Source organism: Rhizobium sp. Root1212 (assembly GCF_001424985.1).
GTDB lineage: Bacteria > Pseudomonadota > Alphaproteobacteria > Rhizobiales > Rhizobiaceae > Pararhizobium.
The window spans coordinates 38,871-57,009 of the sequence record NZ_LMDA01000013.1; the positions used below are offsets into that span (position 1 = coordinate 38,871).

At 61.2% G+C, this 18,139-nt stretch carries 17 protein-coding genes; 7 read left to right on the plus strand and 10 right to left on the minus strand.

Annotated features, from left to right (window positions below; translation table 11 throughout):
- Positions 1 to 35 precede the first annotated feature (35 nt).
- Positions 36 to 419, plus strand: coding sequence for a DUF4112 domain-containing protein (locus tag ASC86_RS15165; RefSeq protein WP_056322760.1), 384 nt, complete (start codon positions 36 to 38; stop codon positions 417 to 419).
- On the opposite strand, the gene ligD is transcribed toward ASC86_RS15165, so the two are convergent.
- The 3 genes from ligD to ASC86_RS15180 are packed head-to-tail and all read right to left on the minus strand — an operon-like array spanning position 420 to position 3,254.
- Positions 420 to 1,478, minus strand: a complete 1,059-nt coding sequence (ligD, locus tag ASC86_RS15170; protein WP_056322763.1) for a non-homologous end-joining DNA ligase — start codon at positions 1,476 to 1,478, stop codon at positions 420 to 422. It lies immediately after the preceding gene.
- Between the two features lie 52 nt (positions 1,479 to 1,530).
- The gene (locus ASC86_RS15175) at positions 1,531 to 2,340 is read right to left on the minus strand and encodes a Ku protein (RefSeq protein WP_056322765.1); all 810 of its coding nucleotides are present in this window, start codon (positions 2,338 to 2,340) and stop codon (positions 1,531 to 1,533) included.
- An 11-nt stretch (positions 2,341 to 2,351) separates the two neighbouring features.
- A complete protein-coding gene (locus ASC86_RS15180; protein ID WP_056322768.1) occupies positions 2,352 to 3,254 on the minus strand; it encodes a Ku protein in 903 nt (300 codons plus the stop codon).
- 205 nt (positions 3,255 to 3,459) lie between these two features.
- Here ASC86_RS15180 and ASC86_RS15185 point away from each other — a divergent pair, with 205 nt between their 5' ends.
- Together ASC86_RS15185 and ASC86_RS15190 are read left to right on the plus strand one after the other, a co-directional pair.
- Entirely contained in the window at positions 3,460 to 3,642 is a 183-nt protein-coding gene (locus ASC86_RS15185; RefSeq protein WP_056322771.1) for a hypothetical protein, read from the plus strand.
- 37 nt (positions 3,643 to 3,679) lie between these two features.
- Positions 3,680 to 4,561 (plus strand): hypothetical protein, encoded by an 882-nt coding sequence (locus tag ASC86_RS15190; protein ID WP_056322774.1) that lies wholly within the window; start codon positions 3,680 to 3,682, stop codon positions 4,559 to 4,561.
- A gap of 2 nt (positions 4,562 to 4,563) precedes the next feature.
- On the opposite strand, the gene xth is transcribed toward ASC86_RS15190, so the two are convergent.
- The 6 genes from xth to ASC86_RS15220 all read right to left on the minus strand — a co-directional run bounded on the left by xth (position 4,564) and on the right by ASC86_RS15220 (position 10,586).
- A complete protein-coding gene (gene xth / locus ASC86_RS15195; RefSeq protein ID WP_056322776.1) occupies positions 4,564 to 5,346 on the minus strand; it encodes an exodeoxyribonuclease III in 783 nt (260 codons plus the stop codon).
- Between the two features lie 45 nt (positions 5,347 to 5,391).
- Entirely contained in the window at positions 5,392 to 5,649 is a 258-nt protein-coding gene (locus ASC86_RS15200) for a hypothetical protein (protein WP_056322779.1), read from the minus strand.
- Positions 5,650 to 5,757: 108 nt separating this feature from the next.
- Positions 5,758 to 6,456 carry an isoprenylcysteine carboxylmethyltransferase family protein gene (locus ASC86_RS15205; RefSeq protein ID WP_200943820.1) on the minus strand — a complete coding sequence of 233 codons (699 nt, stop codon included), beginning with the start codon at positions 6,454 to 6,456 and terminating at the stop codon, positions 5,758 to 5,760.
- Positions 6,457 to 6,732: 276 nt separating this feature from the next.
- Positions 6,733 to 7,323 carry an SOS response-associated peptidase gene (locus tag ASC86_RS15210; protein WP_056322781.1) on the minus strand — a complete coding sequence of 197 codons (591 nt, stop codon included), beginning with the start codon at positions 7,321 to 7,323 and terminating at the stop codon, positions 6,733 to 6,735.
- A 103-nt stretch (positions 7,324 to 7,426) separates the two neighbouring features.
- Entirely contained in the window at positions 7,427 to 8,515 is a 1,089-nt protein-coding gene (gene dinB, locus ASC86_RS15215) for a DNA polymerase IV (protein ID WP_056322783.1), read from the minus strand.
- Position 8,516: 1 nt separating this feature from the next.
- Positions 8,517 to 10,586 carry an ATP-dependent helicase gene (locus ASC86_RS15220; protein ID WP_056322786.1) on the minus strand — a complete coding sequence of 690 codons (2,070 nt, stop codon included), beginning with the start codon at positions 10,584 to 10,586 and terminating at the stop codon, positions 8,517 to 8,519.
- Positions 10,587 to 11,273: 687 nt separating this feature from the next.
- Between ASC86_RS15220 and ASC86_RS15225 the strand changes: the two genes are divergently transcribed.
- Positions 11,274 to 11,852, plus strand: a complete 579-nt coding sequence (locus ASC86_RS15225; RefSeq protein ID WP_056322788.1) for a flavin reductase family protein — start codon at positions 11,274 to 11,276, stop codon at positions 11,850 to 11,852.
- 23 nt (positions 11,853 to 11,875) lie between these two features.
- Here ASC86_RS15225 and ASC86_RS15230 read toward each other — a convergent pair whose 3' ends face one another.
- Positions 11,876 to 12,190 carry a hypothetical protein gene (locus tag ASC86_RS15230; RefSeq protein WP_056322792.1) on the minus strand — a complete coding sequence of 105 codons (315 nt, stop codon included), beginning with the start codon at positions 12,188 to 12,190 and terminating at the stop codon, positions 11,876 to 11,878.
- Between the two features lie 470 nt (positions 12,191 to 12,660).
- Here ASC86_RS15230 and ASC86_RS15235 point away from each other — a divergent pair, with 470 nt between their 5' ends.
- From ASC86_RS15235 to ASC86_RS15245, 3 genes are read left to right on the plus strand one after another with little or no spacing between them, the layout of a single operon-like run.
- Positions 12,661 to 13,413, plus strand: coding sequence for an ImuA family protein (locus ASC86_RS15235; protein ID WP_056322794.1), 753 nt, complete (start codon positions 12,661 to 12,663; stop codon positions 13,411 to 13,413).
- Positions 13,331 to 14,845 carry a DNA polymerase Y family protein gene (locus ASC86_RS15240; protein ID WP_200943821.1) on the plus strand — a complete coding sequence of 505 codons (1,515 nt, stop codon included), beginning with the start codon at positions 13,331 to 13,333 and terminating at the stop codon, positions 14,843 to 14,845. Before ASC86_RS15235 ends, ASC86_RS15240 begins: the two co-directional genes overlap by 83 nt.
- Positions 14,842 to 18,105: an error-prone DNA polymerase gene (locus ASC86_RS15245; protein ID WP_056322800.1), complete on the plus strand. Its 3,264-nt coding sequence runs from the start codon at positions 14,842 to 14,844 to the stop codon at positions 18,103 to 18,105. The genes ASC86_RS15240 and ASC86_RS15245 overlap by 4 nt, the downstream gene beginning before the upstream one ends.
- Positions 18,106 to 18,139 lie beyond the last annotated feature (34 nt).

Consider the following 18,139-nt stretch of genomic DNA (forward strand, 5'->3'; position numbering starts at 1 on the left):
ATTGAACGGCAGGGCGCGGGGACCACATAGAACGAATGAAGAAGCACGACATACCCATCGAGCACCTCACCCGCATTCGGCGTATCCGCGGCCTGGCGCGGTTGATGGACACGGCGCTCCGCGTTCCCGGCACGCGGATTTCTCTGGGCGCAGACTCGGTTCTAGGCCTTATCCCGGGCGTCGGTGATTTCGCAGCTGCTGCCATCAGCCTCGTCATCGTCAACGAGGCCCGCCGCCTTGGCGTTCCGAACGACAAGCTTGTCAAGATGCTCGTCAATGTCGGCTTCGATACGGTTGCGGGAAGCGTGCCGGTGCTCGGCGACGTTTTCGACATCTATTTCAAATCCAACCGGCGCAATCTGCAACTGGTGCTCGATCACTTCGGCCTGGACCATGCCGATCTCAACCCCAGGGGATGATCAGCTGCTCTTTGGAATTGCCGCCATATCGAACACGGCGGCATTGTCCTGGATTTCGCGCAACCCCTTATAGGAGGAATGGCGCAAGTTGCCGTCGTCGGTCCAGCCCCTGAATTCGATCTCGGCGATCAATGTCGGCTGGGCGAAGACATAGTTTTTGCCCTTTAGCGGGACGACCGGTGTTTTCATTTTGAGTTTGTGGAGCGTCTTGCGCAGATATTCGGCATCGTTCGTCTTGAACCCGGTCCCGACCGAGCCGACCGACATCCAGCCATCGCCCTTGCGCGCGGCTAGGAGCAGGCTTCCGATCCCGCCGCGCGCCGATGCGGAATGCTCGTAGCCGACGATCATGAAGCTTTCGCTCTGCACGCACTTGATCTTGATCCAGTCACCGGTGCGGCCGGAGCGATAGGGTCGGTCACGGTGCTTGGCAACGATACCTTCGAGACCCATTCTGCAGGCGTTTGCCAGGAGCGCGGCTCCGTCCCCATGCACTTCCTCCGAGAGCTGCACCGCGCCAACCGTTCCGTCGAGAAAGTCTTCGAGCAGATGCCGGCGAACATCAAGTTCGGTCTTGGTCAGATCGTGGCCGTCGAAATAGAGGAGATCAAAGGCGAAGAAGATCGCCTCGGTCGACGCGCGCTTGCCGCCGCGCCCACCGAGCGAGCGCTGCAGCGCCCCGAAGTCCGAGCGTCCTTCTTTGTTGAGGACCACGGCCTCGCCGTCCAGAATGGCGGTGCCTACGCCAAGCTTGCTGGCAGCTTCGGCAATCCTGGGGAAACGATGGGTCCAGTCGTGGCCGCCGCGGGTGATGATCCGCACGCCCTTGGGCGCGATGTGGATTGCCAGGCGGTAGCCGTCCCATTTGAGTTCGTACAGCCAGTCCGGCCCCTCCGGGGACCCCGGCCGCAGCAGGGCAAGACACGGCTCGACACGATCCGGCATCGGGTCAAAGGGCAGGCTCGGCTGCTCGGGATCGCGCCTGCGAACCGGACGCGACTGAAGCGTCTCCCGAGATTGGTCGTAAAGGGGGATGGCGGATTGGCGCTTTCGTTTCATCGATGTCCATCACATGGAGAGAGTTCGAACATAGGTGTCTTTCGTGACGATTTCAGGATGCGCGTTTGCTTTTGCCACCGGTAGCGAGGCTTTTGCGGAGCGCATCCATGATGTCGATGACATTGCCTGACGGGCGTTCCTCATCCTTGGCCTTGCCCTTTCGGGACGGCCTCAGCGCTTTCTTCTTTTTGGCGATGATGTCGAGCAGGGCGTCCTGCACCGGATCGGAGACCATATCCGGTGACCATTCCTTCGTGTGCTGCTTGATGAACTTCTGCACCAGAGGAATGAGCTCGGGGTCTGCCTTGTCGTCGATCGCCTCGAAATAGGATCCCTCCGGCCGAACCTCGTCGCCGAAACGCAGCGTCCACAGCACGATGCCTTCGCCGCGCGGTTCGAGGACGACAGCCCGCTCGCGCCGGCCGATCACCAGCTTGGAGACGCCAAAAACCGCGCCGGCCGCCATGGCATCGCGAATGACGGCGAAAGCCTCGTGGCCGACTGGATCCTCCGGCACAAGGTAGTGCGGTTTTTCGAGATAGACCCATTCGATGCTGTCGCGCGGAACGAACTTCTCGATATCGATCGTCTTGACCGTATCGAGGGCGACCGCGTCCAGTTCGTCGTCGGTGAGAAGCACATAGTCGTTCTCGCCGCGGGCATAGCCCTTCATCTCGTCTTCACTTTTAACGGGCTTGCGCGTGACCGCATCCACATATTGCGAGACGACCCGATTGCCGGTCGCTCTGTTGAGGGTATGAAACCGGACCTTCTCGCTTTCGGACGTCGCCGGGGACATCGAGACCGGGCACGTCACGAGCGAGAGCTTGAGGTATCCTTTCCAGTAGGGACGAGGCGCCATTGTCGTTCTCCTCAACTAGCTTTACGGTGCGCAGCTGCGGCGCTCAATTTTGATGCCCCTGTACGCGCTGCCGGCTTCCTGTCGGCACCCTTGTTGGCGTTCGCCGCCGAACGCTTCGGCTCGTCGTTACTCGCCTTCAACATCTTGGCGCTTTCGCGCAGTGCCGCGAGCAGATCGTCCGGTTTCGAGACCTTGACCTCCTTGCGCTTCGGCAGCGCCTTGCCCTCGATCTTCGCTTTCACCAGTTCTGCAACGGCCGCTTCGTAGCGATCGTCGAACGCTGCGGGATCGAACGAGCCCTTTTTCGTCGCGATAATGTGCTTGGCGAGATCCAGCATCTCACCCTTGATGCGCAGTTTCGGAATCTCTTCGAATGCTTTTTCCGACGACCGGACCTCATAGTCATATTGCATCGTCGTGGCGATCAGCCCTTTGCCATGCGTGCGGATCAGCACCGTGCGCATGCGGCGGAAGAGGACCGTGTGAGCGACCGCGGCGACCTGGGACCTTTCCATGGCATCGCGCAACGCCGTGAACGCATCGGAAGAGACGCGGTCTGTCGGGACGAGATAATAGGGCTTGTCGAAATAAACGTCGTCGACATCGGAGCATGGGATGAAGGCCTCGACGGTGAGCGTCTTGTCGCTCTCCGGTATCGTGGCCGCGACCTCCTCGGGATCGACCATGATGTATTGGCCGTTCTCGATCTCGAATCCCTTGGTCTGATCCTCCCGTTCGACCTCCTTGCCCGTGTCGCTGTCGACAAAGACACGGTTCACGCGGTTGCCGGTCTTCTTGTTGATCGTGTGGAACGAGATGCGCTCGGACGTGCTGGCGGCCGTATAAAGACCGACGCCGCATGCAACCTCGCCGAATTTGATGAAGCCCTTCCACTGGGCACGCTGACCGGCCATCTCGAAACTCCCGACTCGACGCAACCAAAGCGAGTCAAGCGAACCACTTGCGACTTTGTTCCAGTTCAAAAATGAATCAAAAATCAAGCGCTTAGGCTGCGCCCCCCTTCGACTATTGCGAGCCTGGAATATGTACTTGATTCACTGCATCTTTTTCGCCGCGTCATGCGTTCTTCCGAAACCGTAACCGAAAGGAAGAAAAGTCATGACGAAGCGTGAGACCATCGATACGGGAACCGGCAAGCGCTATGTCCGCCGGGACGAGAAGGGCCAGTTTAAGGAAAGTGTCGATGTCAGCCGTTCCCTGTCGGCCGACCGTCGGCATAAGGCTAAGGCGGAGGCCAAGCCCGGCGAAGGCGACCGCGGTGACCGGCATATGAAGCACTGAGGAGCGGACTGTCCGTCCCTCCTTCACAGGTGAAGATATGGTCGACGATATCGAACCTGACGATGAAATCGGTGATGGCGGCGAGCGCGCCGCCGTCGCATTTCCGTTCGATCGGATGACAGTGCAGCGGTTTCGCGAGACGTTTCCGCGCGCCCGTTGGAGCGACCGGCGAAAAGCGTGGATCGTTCCTGGTAAGACCGCCGGCCGGCGCATTGATCGCTGGCTGGCCAACGAGCAATCTCGCGTCGATCCCTATGCCGAAGCCAAGGGCAGGGACGCCTTCGCCTTCGAGCCGATTCTTAGTTCTTATCTCCTGGTCGACAAGGACGGCTTTCGCATCAGGACGCCGTATTCTCGCGCGCTGGTTGACGAAATCCGGCAGGTGCCGTTCGCCCGCTGGGATGGGGATCACAAGGTCTGGCGCGTGCCATTTGCGTCCTATGACGACCTGGTCGAGCACTGGGAGGTGATCGAGGCCGAGGCGCGCCGTTGCGAGCCGGGCGAACGCCGCAAGCGCGCCGAGGCCCGAAAAGGCACCGAGGATGAACGGAAGGCCCGTCGGCGTACTGCTGAGCGCCGGCGACGACGCATACCGCTTCCAGCCAGCGGGCTCCCGCCGCTGGACCGGGCTGTTGCCACACTGGCATACGGTATCGTCGTTGTTACGGAGATAACCGGCGAGGTCGCCGATGGCGAGGGTATTGCAGATCTCTATCCAACTATCTCAGAGGACCAAGTATGGGGCCTATGGCGAACGCCGACGCTCGAGGAACTGGTGCACACTTGGCCATCGCGCAGAGAGCCGGCGAAAGAGGAGCGTCGGCGTGGGTGGTGGCTGCCGACCCTTGAGGAGTTGCGCGAAGCGCGGCGGACGGCACGGGCGCGCGAGCGCCGGCGCGTGCAACGGGCTTCGGCCTGATATCATTCCTTCGGCGGCTCGATCTCGATCATGACAGGTGCGTGGTCGCTGGTGTGCTCCCAACCTCGCGGCCGGCGTCGCACGGTCGCCGACAGCAGCCAGGAGGCGACAACGGGACTGAGGAGGAAATGGTCGATGCGCAGGCCCGCATCACGTTCGAAGGAATTGCGCCAATATTTCCAGAACGTGTAGATCCGCTCATCCGGATGCAGATGGCGGATCGCATCCGTCCAGCCCTGCGACACAAGGTCGGCATAGGCTTTGCGAACCTCCGGGCGAAACAGCGCATCGTCCCGCCAGCGCTCGGGTGCATAGACGTCGAGATCCGTCGGCATGACGTTGTAATCGCCCACGAGCAGGACGGGTATGTCGAGTTCGACGAGCTCAGCGGCATAGGCGTGGAGCCGTTGGAACCAGCGAAGCTTGTAGTCGAATTTCGGGCCGGGCGCGGGATTTCCGTTCGGAAGGTAGAGGCAGCCGATCAGCATGCCGTCGATGGCTGCCTCGATATAGCGGCTATGGGTGTCGTCGGTATCGCCCGGCAGGCCACGGCGCGTCAGGAGAGGCACAAGACCCTTGGCGAGGATCGCGACGCCATTCCAGCTTTTCTGGCCATGCCAGACTGCGCCATAGCCCGCGCGCTCCAATTCCGCGCGGGGGAACCGATTGTTCGGTGATTTCAGTTCCTGAAGGCAGACCACGTCAGGAGAGTCTTCCTCAAGCCATCGCAGAAGTACGGCGAGGCGCCCGTTGACCCCGTTGACATTGTACGTCGCGATTTTCATCGTTCCTCATTCCGTTCGCAACAGCGTGGTCCACTTCAACGACCGTTAGAACGGTGCCAGCGAGAATCCGGTGCGCGGGCGAGCCTCGACCGCGTCGTCTGCAGGATCGGGATCCTCCTGATAGGCCCTTGCCTGTCGATCGGTAACGCGTTTGATCGCCGCAAATGTCACCTCGGGCGACCAACCGGCGGTGACGGCCTGGTCGACAAGCTCGCGCACCGCGCCGTCGATCGCGTGCTCGCATTCCAGCGTGACGTCCGGGTCGTTGATCGGCTGTTGCGGCGGAGAAATTCGAACATGCATAGCGGACCTCCTGCATGGTTCCAAAAAGACGCCCCGCTACCGTAGCGGGGCGACGAACCAATATCGTGTGCCGGAGAAATGCGGGGAGCGGCGGATTCGTTCCGCCCGTCACCAGACACCGGGAAGCAGGCGGAACCGGACCCGCCGTGCATAGTCGGCATAGTCCTCCAGCCCCGAGTGGAGCAGGGCATCCTCCCAGCGCGTGCGCAGGACAAGTATAGCGCCGGCGGCAGCCGCCGGCAGCAGCGCCCACCAGGAGCCGAGCGCTAGCGTAATCCCGGCGGACAGCATCAGCGCGCCGCTGTAGCCCGGATGGCGCACGAAGGCGTAGGGGCCGGAGGTGACGACGTGCTGGCCGCGCTCGCGCTGGAGGCGGACGCCGGGCTCGAAAAAGCGGTTGACCGCCTGCGCCCACGTGGTGACCGCGATGCCGGCGGCAAGCAGCCCGTAGCCCAGCACCACGATGGCGGACGGGACCGACGACCAGGCCATTCTGCCGGCGTCGAGCGTGGCGAGCGGCACCTCCGCCACCATGGCGGGCAGCATCAGCAGGAGCAGCATCCGATCCCAGCGCTCCGTGCCGGGCTGAAAGCGGCTGCGTGCCCGGTAGATGATCGGATTCACGCGCTTGAGGATTAGGGCCGAGACCCCGAAGGCAGCAGCGAGAAAGCCGATGAAGATCCAGCCCGGCGTCCAATCGAGACGCCCGATCGGCAGGAAGATGAGCGCCACCAAGGCCGCGGGCAGGCCGACGGCGTAGGCCAGCGCTTTCGCGCGCGACATAGGCTCCGGTTCGGTAATGGCCATTCCGCTTCCTTTCGAGACGGTCAGGGGCGCCGCTGCAAGCGCCATTGCCCATCCTGGTTAGCACCAGCCGCGAGCTTCGCGCGCCGATGTCGGTTCCCTTGGCGGTGCGATAGGCGGGCATATTGATATGGATGTCGTCGCCGTCGGGATGTCATTCTCCGATCATTGCCACGCCGTCTCCGAACTCCACGACGCACACGCCCTCGGCGGCCTCGGCATCCTCGACCCTGACATGCCCACCCGGGAACGCATGGCTGTGGGAAAATGCGAAGCGTATCAGCCCACCTGTTCGACCGACAGAGAACCTTGCGGCAGAGGTTGAATCAGTGACTTTGCCGGTATCGAGGGATTGAGCCAACCAGCCCAGGCCCTTCGCTCGAGGATGACGATCTGGCGATCATGGTAGGGAGCGATGTCGGGTCCGGGCGGCATGGTGAGCATCGTGAAGGCCTGGCCGACGTCATCGGTCTCACGCCAGACGCCCGCGATCGCGAAAATCGGCTCGCCGACCTTTTTGAACATCCATTTGTCTTTGCGCTTCTTTTTTGGATCTTCCGGGGTCGTGAACTCGAAGAAGGCGTCGGCGACAATGAGGCATCGGTTGGCAGTAAACTCGCGGCCCTCCGCGCGTAAATTGTAGACCGGCTTCCTGGTCGGGCTTGGCCAACTCCATCGCCGCTGAACGAGTTCGCCTGAACCTCGCTCGCCCTCGACGGTTCGGACGATCGGCGCCGTGTCGGTGATCTTGATGTCCTCGCGCGGCTCGATGTTCGGCCGTCCTTCCGGAAACCGGATCTTGATTCTCACCTGCTCGAATTCCTCGATGACCGATGCAAGCTCGACCATCAGCCGATAATCGTTGCACATGGCTCCTCCGAATGGCCAACATCGTCACTGCGTCGCGGCCTATGTATTGGCAATGTAAGGCATCTCGGGCGGATTTCGACCTGTAGCGTGAACCGCTGGAGATCTACATCTGCAGCTCGAGCTGAGCCGCCGCGGTTTCCTCGTCATCGATTAAGGACGAAAGCGTGATGCCGAGCAAGCGGATGCCTTTGGCGGTCGGGAACAGGGGATTGAGAAGCAATTGCCCGACGGCTGCAAGCTCCTCTATCGTAGCGATCGGCGGTGCGGTCGTTTTGCTACGTGTGATGATCTGAAAGTCGGCATATTTGACCTTGAGTGTCACGGTTCGCCCATGAAGTCCCCTGGCCTCGCAATGGCGCCAGACCTTGGCGGCAAGCGGCATAATTTCGGCGCGGGCAGCTTCGAGATCGAATATGTCGATCATGAATGTGTCCTCGGCGCCGACGGACTTGCGCGGGCGGTCCGGTTGCACGTCCCGATGATCGATGCCGCGGGAAATGTTGTAGTACCAGATTCCCGATTTTCCGAACTGCTCCTGCAGAAAGGAGAGTGATTTGGCCTTCAGGTCCGCACCGGTCAGAATTCCAAGCCGCTCCATTTTTGCCGCAGTCGCCGGTCCGACGCCGTGGAATTTCTTCACTGCTAGGGCCTCGACGAAGGTCGGCCCGTTTTTGGGCGTGATGACAGCCTGACCGTTCGGCTTGTTGAGGTCGGAGGCCATCTTGGCGAGGAATTTACAATAGGAAATACCGGCCGAAGCGTTGAGCCCGGTGACCTCGTTGATACGCGCCCGGATTACAGTGGCGATATCGGTCGCGACAGGGATATCCTGCTTGTTGTGGGTCACATCGAGATAGGCTTCATCAAGCGACAGTGGCTCGATCAGATCGGTATGTTCGGCGAATATCTCCCGGATTTGAGCCGAAACGGCGCGGTAGACATCAAAGCGGGGTGAAACGAAGATCAGGTCCGGGCAGCGCCGTTTGGCCGTCACCGAGGGAAGGGCAGATCGAACGCCGAAGGCGCGCGCCTCATAGCTCGCCGCGGCAACGACACCGCGCTCCGCCGCGCCACCGACGGCGACAGGTCTGCCCCGCAGTTCCGGATTGTCGCGCTGCTCGACCGATGCATAGAAGGCATCCATGTCGACATGGATGATCTTTCTCGTCGGCGTACCGTCGTCCTCGCTCATGTCACTTCCACATCGATCGCATGCGCGCGCCGACGTCGATTCGGATCTGCCTTGCGCTCCGCTCGCTGGCGGCGGCCGAGACCTTCGGCCAACTCGTCGCCTCAAAGAATTGGAGGAGGGTGGCCGGTATGAAGCGCGTCCGCGATGCATAGACATGGCGATCGCCCTGGGCATTCTGGCCGTGCGTGAAAAACCGTTGCGGCGTCACCAGGGCAAGATTGTCACGCGCCCGCGTCATGCCAACATAGAGCAGACGCCGCTCCTCTTCCAACTCCGCGGTTGTTCCCACGCCGAGATCAGATGGAATGCATCCATCCACCACGTTGAGCATGAACACGGAACGCCACTCCTGCCCCTTGGCGGAATGGATCGTCGAGAGTATCAGATAGTCCTCGTCGAGTAGGGGCACACCGGCCTGGTCGCTAGTGGCATCTGGCGGATCGAGCGTCAGTTCCGTGAGGAAGCGTTCGCGGCTCGGATAACCGCCGGCGATCTGCTCGAGCTGTATAAGGTCGGCTTTTCGGGTATCGGCATCTTCATGGATGCGATCGAGATGCGGCTCGTACCAAAGACGCGCCAGCCCGATCTCCCCGGGCCATCCGCCTTCGGATTTCCGGAGACTGGCGAGCAGGTCGACGAAAGCCGGCCAGTCGTCACCCGTCCTGGGCGGCGGCGGGATCTCCGCAAGCGACTGGAGCGGCTCTGGGTCGATGGCGATCGTGTCGAGGATTTTGCCCGCCGTCTGTGGCCCGATGCCGGGCAGCATCTGGAGAAGGCGGAACCCGGCGACGCGGTCGCGTGGGTTCTGGGCAAAACGCAAGGTGGCGAGCAGGTCTTTCACATGCGCGCTGTCGAGAAACTTCAGGCCGCCGAACTTCACGAAGGGAATGTTGCGGCGGGTAAGTTCGACTTCCAGCACGCCGCTGTGGCTCGACGTTCGGAAGAGGGCGGCTTGCTGCTTCAAGGGTATGCCGACCTCGCGGTTCGCCAGCACCTGTTCGACGATGTAATTCGCTTGGTCGGTCTCGTCCTTGACGGTCACAAGCATCGGCCGCTGCTCGGATTGTCGGTCCGTCCAGAGGTTCTTGGTAAAGCGCTCGCGGGCGAGATCGATCACCCCATTGGCCGCGGCCAGGATCGGCTGGGTCGAACGATAGTTGCGATCGAGCGTGATGACGTCGGCTGGCTTCGGTGAGAATTCTTTGGGGAAATCGAGGATGTTGCGAACCGTTGCCGCACGAAAGGAATAGATCGACTGGGCATCGTCTCCAACCACTGTAAGTCCGTAGCCGCCGGGCTTGAGTCTCATCAGGACCGAGGCCTGCAGGCGGTTCGTGTCTTGATATTCATCGACAAGCACATGATCGAAACGGCCACCGATATCGTCGGCAAGTTCTGGGTCGGACATGACCTGCACCCAGTAGAGCAGCAAGTCGTCGTAATCGAGCACGTTCTGCGCCTGCTTTGCCTCGACATAAGCGGCGAAAAGTTGCTTCAATTGCTCCTCCCAGCCGAGCACATAAGGATAGGCCGACCTCAGGACCTCGTTGATGGAACTCTCGGAGTTGACCGCGCGGGAGTAGATGGCCAGGCAGGTGCCCTTGGTCGGAAACCGACTTTCCATCTTGGAGAAGCCAAGTTCATGGCGAACGAGGTTCATCAGATCGGCACTGTCCTCACGGTCATGGATCGTGAAGTCGACATTGAGCCCGATCTGCTCGGCATACATACGCATAAGCCGCGCGCCGATGCCATGGAAGGTGCCGGCCCACGCCAACGCGTGGGTCATGACGTCGGCGTTGTCGCCGAGCACCTGCCGGCAGACGCGCTCGACGCGGCGTCCCATCTCGGACGCGGCCCGGCGCGAAAACGTCATCAGCAGGATGCGACGTGGGTCGGCGCCATTGAGGATGAGATGGCCGACACGGTGGGCCAGTGTATTGGTCTTCCCGGAGCCGGCGCCGGCGATGATCAGTAGCGGACCACCGATCTTGCCGTCAGGCAGACCGATCCCGTGTTCGACCGCCTCACGCTGCCGATCATTGAGTTTGTCCAGGTATGTTGTCTGCATGTCCGCCGTGCCGCTTCGAAGTCCGCCCTAGAGTTTAGATGGGGCATCGAACGGTTATAAACGACTGTGAACAAAATGGGAACTTGCCCCCAGGGCTTTTTCGCATCGAGGTGCGCTAGTCCCTGCGACGACATGCCAGAAGTGGTCCGGTAACGACAAGCATGGCAGGAAGCATTGCAAGTGAAAGGAGGGCGAACAAGGCGGCTAGAGGGAGTTTGCGCAAGAGCTTCATCGAGCCAAAAAACGTCGAAGTCAGGGTTCTCGATGAAAAATCCGACAAACGTTGCTGCACTAATTGACGGCCAGTACCGCTCGCTAAAAAACCAGCCAATCTGAGCGATAAAAGTCGCAAGCGCCGGAGCGCCGAACAGCCGAAATAGCCATCCAAATGCTTCTATGAAAAAGTTGGAAACAGGATCCACTAAAACCTGCTTTTGCCGGGCAGCGGTTGCCAACTTCATGCTACCACAAATGAGCGATCATGCTCGTGAGACGGCCTCTAACTGCGGTGTATCCGCAATCTGGCATTGTCGGTCGCGTCGGCCTGAGGGTTTCGGTGCCTAGGCCAAGGGAAACATGTTGACAGAACCTACGCTCGGTCAGCACTGTCGCCAAGGCAAAGTTGACCCTCCCAACCCATTCTGCCAAGGAGTTTGCGATCCGTTTAGTCGCGCGAAAGATATCAACATGCAACATCACATCCAGTCCGTCGCGCTTGATCGTGCCGGCCGTTTGATTAATCACGGTCCAACGGTGCTGGTCTCGGCGAGACATGACGGCGTCGAAAACGTGATGTCTGTTGCCTGGTGTTGCGGCCTGGATTTCGATCCGCCCAAGCTAACGGTCGTGCTGGACAAGATCGCGCAGACCAGGATCTTGATCGAGCGCAGCGGGCAATTTGTCGTGCAGGTGCCGACGATCGATCAGGTCGTGCTGACCAACACGCTCGGTACGACAAGCTTGCACGACGATCCGGGCAAACTTGCTCACTCTGGTGCACCCCTGTTCGAGATTCCTGGACACGACATGCCGTTCGTAGGCGGATGCGCCGCATGGCTGGCGTGCAGGGTTATCCCCGAACCTCACGTGCAGAATGAATACGACTTGTTCGTTGCCGAGGTGACGGCGGCGTGGGCCGATGACCGCGTATTTCGAAACGGCCGATGGCACTTCGAGACGGCCGACCCCAGGTTTCGGACCATTCATCACGTCGCAGGCGGACATTTCTACGCGATCGGGGAAGCCCGAAACGCCAGCGATCCGTAATACTCTCTACAAAGGTCGCCGGATCAGGGGTTCTGCAGTTGCTGGCGCCGATATTCCAGATGGCCGTGCTCTTCATCGAGCAGTCGAGCATAATTGGAGAGCAGATCTCCAATATGGATTAGCGGCAATTCCGGAGCATCGCCGTCATCCGGCTTCAATAGAACCTCACCGCCATCGACCACGCACAGGTATTCACCCACCAGCTTCCGCTCGGCATCGCAAAACTGCATGCGTGAGACTATCGCTGTCATCTCGACTTCCTCGTCCGAGACGCCAAACAACGTGCTGTCCATTCGTTCAAGTCGCTTCTCTTCAAAGGAAACAATTGTCCCGGTCATGGCCGGTCCTCCTTCTTCAACCATAGCGCGGCCTCGACCAGACAGAAAACCGGGTTTGGCATTGATCCGTATTGGCATCGGCCTGCATGCGAGCGCAACCGCCGACAAAGCGTCGACGAGTGCATGAAGCTTGTGCTTGTGCCGACATCCAGCATGAAAGCCTTCCGGTCGAACTCGCGGTATCGTGGACAGGGCGTACATACGACCGAGATGACGGACGCGCGACCTCTGTCAGCGCCGGATATTCAACATAGGTATTTTTTCTCATCGATGACATTTTGTTTGCCTGTGGACGATATCTCGTTAGGCGATTGAATCTCTTCGAGCTTCCCGTCCGGAGTTGGTGTGGACGACAAAGCCGGTTCCTCCACTCGGCCATAGGGCCACATTGACTCCCATAACAATAAGGAACAAAAAGGGAACATACTCCCTTTCAAACCTGAAGAAAACCGATTTCGGTCCTGATCCACATGTCGTACGCCAACCCTGTCATATCGGAGCTACGAGATCGAATTGCCTCTCTCGGATGCAGCTACGGAAAACGCGCCACATACCTGCCATTCGGGGTCTCCGAGATCGACGCTGTTCTACCGGGCGGGGGTATGGGTTACGGCTGTCTGCATGAGGTGGCAGGGGGTGGGGGAGGGACCGTCGATGGAGCGGCAGCAGCCCTGTTCGTGGCGGGCATCGTCGCCCGGTCGCACGGCAAGGTTCTCTGGTGCATGACGCGCCCGGACCTGTTTTTCCCTGCGGTAGCTCAGGCAGGGCTCCATCCGGACCGCGTCGTCTTCTGCGAAAGCGACCGAGAGGAGGAGGCGCTGTCGGCCATGGAGGAGGGGCTGTCCTTTGGAGGGCTTGCCGCCGTGGTCGGCGAACTGGTGCGTTTGCCAATGAACGCCTCCCGGCGCCTGCAACTCGCTGCGGAGAAGACCGGGGCCATGGGTATCGTTCTGAGGCGATGGCGGCGACAGAACGAGGCTTCGGACTATGGACAGCCGACGGCCTCGACGACGCGGTGGCGCATCAGCACCCTGCCGTCGGAGAGACTGCCCGTGGCGGGCGTCGGGAGGGCGCGCTGGCTGGCGGAACTGATGCGCGTGAAAGCGGGCGCATGCGCCGAATTTGAAATTGGAGCCCCCGATGCCAAGGGTCGTGTCTGTCTACTTCCCACAGCTCCCGGCCGAGCGGATCAGACGGCACGCTGGAGAAACCTTGCCGGCTGACAAGCCGCTGGTCGTGATTGCCCGCAGCGGTTCGAAGCGCTGGATCTCCAGCGCCGATCCGATAGCTCGGCAAGTTGGTCTCAGGATCGGCATGTCTGCCAGCAAGGCGCAAGCCATGGTCACAGACCTCCTGATGGTCGATGCTGCACCGGCGGAGGACGCGGCTGCGCTCGAACGGTTGGCACTCTGGGCTCTCCGGCAATATAGCCCGGTCGTCGCAATCGATGGCGCTGACGGTCTCGTCATCGATACCGAAGGCGCGGATCATCTGCATGGCGGGGAAGAGCTGCTCGTCTCCGGCCTCATCAACCGGCTGCGCGGTCGCGGACTAACGGCGCGTGCCGCTGTCGCAGACACATGGGGCGCCTCGCATGCGCTCGCCCGCTTGCTGGCGGTGGAAACGACAGTTGTGTCGGCGGGTGAGGTGAAGAAGGCGGTCATGGGCCTGCCGACTATGGCGCTTCGGCTGCCGGCGGAAACCGTACAGGGGCTGCGGGTCCTCGGCATCGACACGGTTGGCCAGCTGTCTACCATGCCGCGCGCGCCGTTGACGCTGCGGTTCGGGACGGAACCGGCGCGAAGGCTCGATCAGATGTTCGGCTGTGTCGCCGAACCGATCGAGCCGATCCGCACGCCTGAACTTGTCGAGGTCGCCAAGAATTTTGCCGAACCGATCGGTGCGCCCGAGACCATCGCCAAATATGTGCGGCGGCTGGTCGGGCAGCTTTCGGCCCGGCTGGCGGAAAACGGCCTGGGTGCGCGGCGCTGCGACCTCTTCATCCATCGCGTCGACAACACGCGCCAGCATCTCCGCGCCGGACTTGCCAAGCCGGTCCGCGATCCGGCGCGCCTGTCGAAACTGCTCTGCGACCGGGTCGAGACGATCGACCCCGGCTTCGGCATCGAGAAGCTGGTTCTGGTCGCCGTGTTTGCCGAGCCGCTAGAGGAACGTCAGGTCACCTCCTCGCTGATCGAGGCTGAGGTTGCCGACATCACGCCTCTGGTCGACATTCTCGGAAACCGAGGCCACCGGCTGTTCCGTGTCGCGCCCGTCGCCTCCGATGTGCCGGAGCGTTCGGTCCGGCGCATCGCCGCGACCGCGCCGGATATTGGCGAGGCCTGGGCCGTGAAATGGCCGCGGCCGACGCGGCTCTTCGCAAACCCGGAGCGTATCGAGGTCATCGCGCTTTTGCCGGATCAACCGCCGGCGGTGTTCACCTGGCGTGGCAAGAGGCGCAAGGTCATGCGCGCCGACGGGCCGGAGCGCATTTTCGGCGAATGGTGGCGCCGGCCGCGCGAGTTCCAGGCGGTCAGGGACTATTTCGTGGTCGAAGACGAGCTTGGCGAGCGTTACTGGCTCTATCGCGCCGGGGACGGCATCGATCCGGAAACAGGCTCGCACCTCTGGTTCGTGCATGGGGTGTTCGGATGACGCGCTACGCCGAACTTCAGGTCACGACGCATTTCAGCTTTCTAAGGGGTGCATCCAGCGCCGACGAACTGTTCGCGACGGCGGCCGCACTCGGAATCGACGCGCTCGGCGTCGTCGACCGCAACAGTCTTGCCGGCGTGGTGCGTGCCTGGGAGGCGGCAAAGGCCACCGGCATTCGGCTCGTCGTCGGTTGCCGGCTCGACCTGACCGATGGCATGTCGATCCTCGTCTATCCGATGGACCGGCTCGCCTATTCGCGCCTGACGCGGCTGCTGTCTCTTGGCAAGAGCCGTGGTGGCAAAGGCAATTGTCTGATCGAATTCACTGATGTTGCCGAGCACGCGGCCGGCATGATCGGGGTGCTGGTGCCGGACGAAGCTGACGAGACTTGCGCCGTCCAGCTTCGCAAAATGGCCGAGCTATTCGGAGATCGGGCCTATGTCGGCTTGTGCCTACGCCGTCGGCCAAACGACCGCATGCGTCTGTACGGCATCGCCTCCATGGCCGCCCGCTTCAAGGTGAGAACGGTCGTCACCAACGACGTGCTGTTTCATGAGCCAAGCCGCCGGCAACTGCAGGACGTCGTCACCTGCATCCGGACGCGAACGACCATCGATGATGTCGGTTTCGACCGCGAGCGTCATGCCGACCGCTATCTGAAAGCGCCGGAGGAGATGCAACGGCTTTTTGCCGAATATCCTGAAGCACTCGCCCGCGGACGCGAGATTGTCAATCGCTGCAAGTTCGACCTCAAGGAACTGCAGTACCAATATCCGGAGGAGGCCATTGTCCCCGGTCTCGATCCGCAGCAGTCGCTGATCAAGTTCACTTGGGAGGGGGCGGCGGCTCGCTACCCCGAGGGCGTGCCTGACAAGGTCCGGGAATCCCTGTGCGACGAGCTGGAACTGATCCGGGCGATGAACTATGCGCCCTATTTCCTCACAGTCTATTCGATTGTCCGGTTCGCCCGCTCGAAGGGGATTCTGTGCCAGGGTAGGGGCTCGGCTGCCAATTCGGCCGTCTGCTATTGCTTGGGCGTTACCTCCATCGATCCTGACACCAACGATCTGCTCTTCGAACGCTTTATCAGCCAGCAGCGCGACGAGCCGCCCGATATCGATGTCGATTTCGAGCACGAGCGCCGCGAAGAGGTGATCCAGTGGATCTATGAGACCTATGGCCGGCGTCGGGCCGCTTTGTGTGCGACCGTCACCCGCTACCGCGCTAAAGGCGCGTTGCGCGACGTTGGCAAGGCGCTCGGTCTGCCGGAAGATATGATCAGTCAGCTGTCATCCGGCGTATGGGGTTGGTCTGAAGGTGTATCCGAGCGTCAGCTGAAGGAGAACAATCTCAATGCAGCCGATTATCGCCTGAAGCTAACTCTGGAATTGGCGCACCATTTGATGGGGGCGCCGCGCCATCTCGGCCAGCATCCAGGCGGCTTCGTCCTGACCCATGACAGGCTCGACGATCTCGTACCGATCGAGCCGGCACGTATGGACGACCGGCAAGTAATCGAGTGGGATAAAGACGACATCGAAGCGCTGAAGTTCATGAAGGTCGATGTGCTCGCGCTCGGGATGCTGACCTGCATGGCCAAGGCCTTTGCCCTGATGGCGGAGCACAAGGGCGACGTCCGCGATCTCGCCTCCATTCCGGCCGAGGATCCGCGCACTTATGCCATGATCCGCAAAGCCGACACGCTCGGCACCTTCCAGATCGAGAGCCGCGCGCAAATGTCCATGCTGCCGCGCCTCAAACCTCAAACCTTTTACGATCTGGTTATCCAGGTGGCGATTGTTCGACCCGGGCCGATCCAGGGTGACATGGTGCATCCCTACCTCCGCCGGCGCGAAGGAAAGGAGCGAGTCGAATATCCGACGCCGCAGCTGGAGGCGGTTCTTTCGAAAACCCTTGGCATACCGCTGTTCCAGGAGAGCGCCATGAAGGTAGCGATGGTCTGTGCGGGTTTTACCGGCGGGGAGGCGGACCAGTTGCGGAAATCCATGGCGACCTTCAAGTTCTCAGGCGGGGTCTCGAAATTCAAGGACAAGCTCGTGGCGGGCATGGTCAAGAACGGCTACTCGGATGATTTCGCCGAGCGCACGTTTTCGCAGCTGGAAGGCTTTGGCAGCTACGGATTCCCGGAAAGCCATGCGGCGAGTTTCGCGTTGATCGCCTACGCGTCAAGCTGGGTCAAATGCCACCACCCGGACGCCTTTTGCGCCGCGCTTTTGAATTCGCAGCCGATGGGTTTTTACGCTCCCGCCCAAATCGTGTCCGACGCGCGGGCGCACGGCGTCGAAGTACGGCCCGTCTGCATCAATAAAAGCCGCTGGGACTGCACGCTTGAGGACGCCGGCGACGGCAGCCTGAAAGCCGTGCGCTTGGGCATGCGGATGGTGAAGGGGCTCTCAATCGCGGATGCTGCGCGGATCGTAGCTGCGCGGGCCGACGAACCTTTCGCATCACCCGACGATCTCTGGCGCCGATCCGGTGTGCCGACAGCCGCCCTCGTGAAGCTCGCCTATGCCGATGCCTTCCTGCCGTCGTTACAGCGCCAGCGCCGCGATGCGCTATGGGCTATTAAGGCGCTGCGCGACGAGCCGCTTGAGCTATGGGCCGCGGCCGCCGAGCGCGAGGCGCGGCAGGTTGCTGAAGTGCAGGAGCCCTCGGTTGCTTTGCCCTTGATGAAGGCAGGGCACGAGGTCGTGGAGGACTATTCCCATATCGGCCTCACCCTCCGCCAACATCCGGTCGCCTTCCTGCGAAAGGACCTTCGCGAGAAGCGCATGGTCACATGTGCCGAAGCCATGGCCGCGCGGGACGGGCGCTGGTTGATGACCGGCGGGCTGGTGCTTGTGCGCCAGCGCCCGGGTTCCGCCAAGGGTGTCATGTTCATGACGATCGAAGATGAGACGGGCATCGTCAATGCGGTGGTCTGGCCAACATTATTCGAGTGCCAGCGCCGGCTTGTGCTTTCGGCCTCGATGCTGGCGATCGACGGCAAAATCCAGCGGGAAGGGGACGTGGTCCATCTTGTCGCACAGCGGCTGGTCGATCTATCCGATGATCTGGATCAGCTCGGTGAGCGGGGGGATTCGTTTCCGCTTCCGCACGGGCGCGGCGATGAATTCGCGCATGGGAATGGGGCGCCGGATGCCAGAGATCGACCAAAACCAGCGGCGCCTGCGCGGGACATTTTTATACCTGATCTGCTCATCGACCGGCTGAATGTGAAGAGCCGGAATTTTCACTAGTTCTCGATAATCGGGACTTAGAGGCCGATGTATC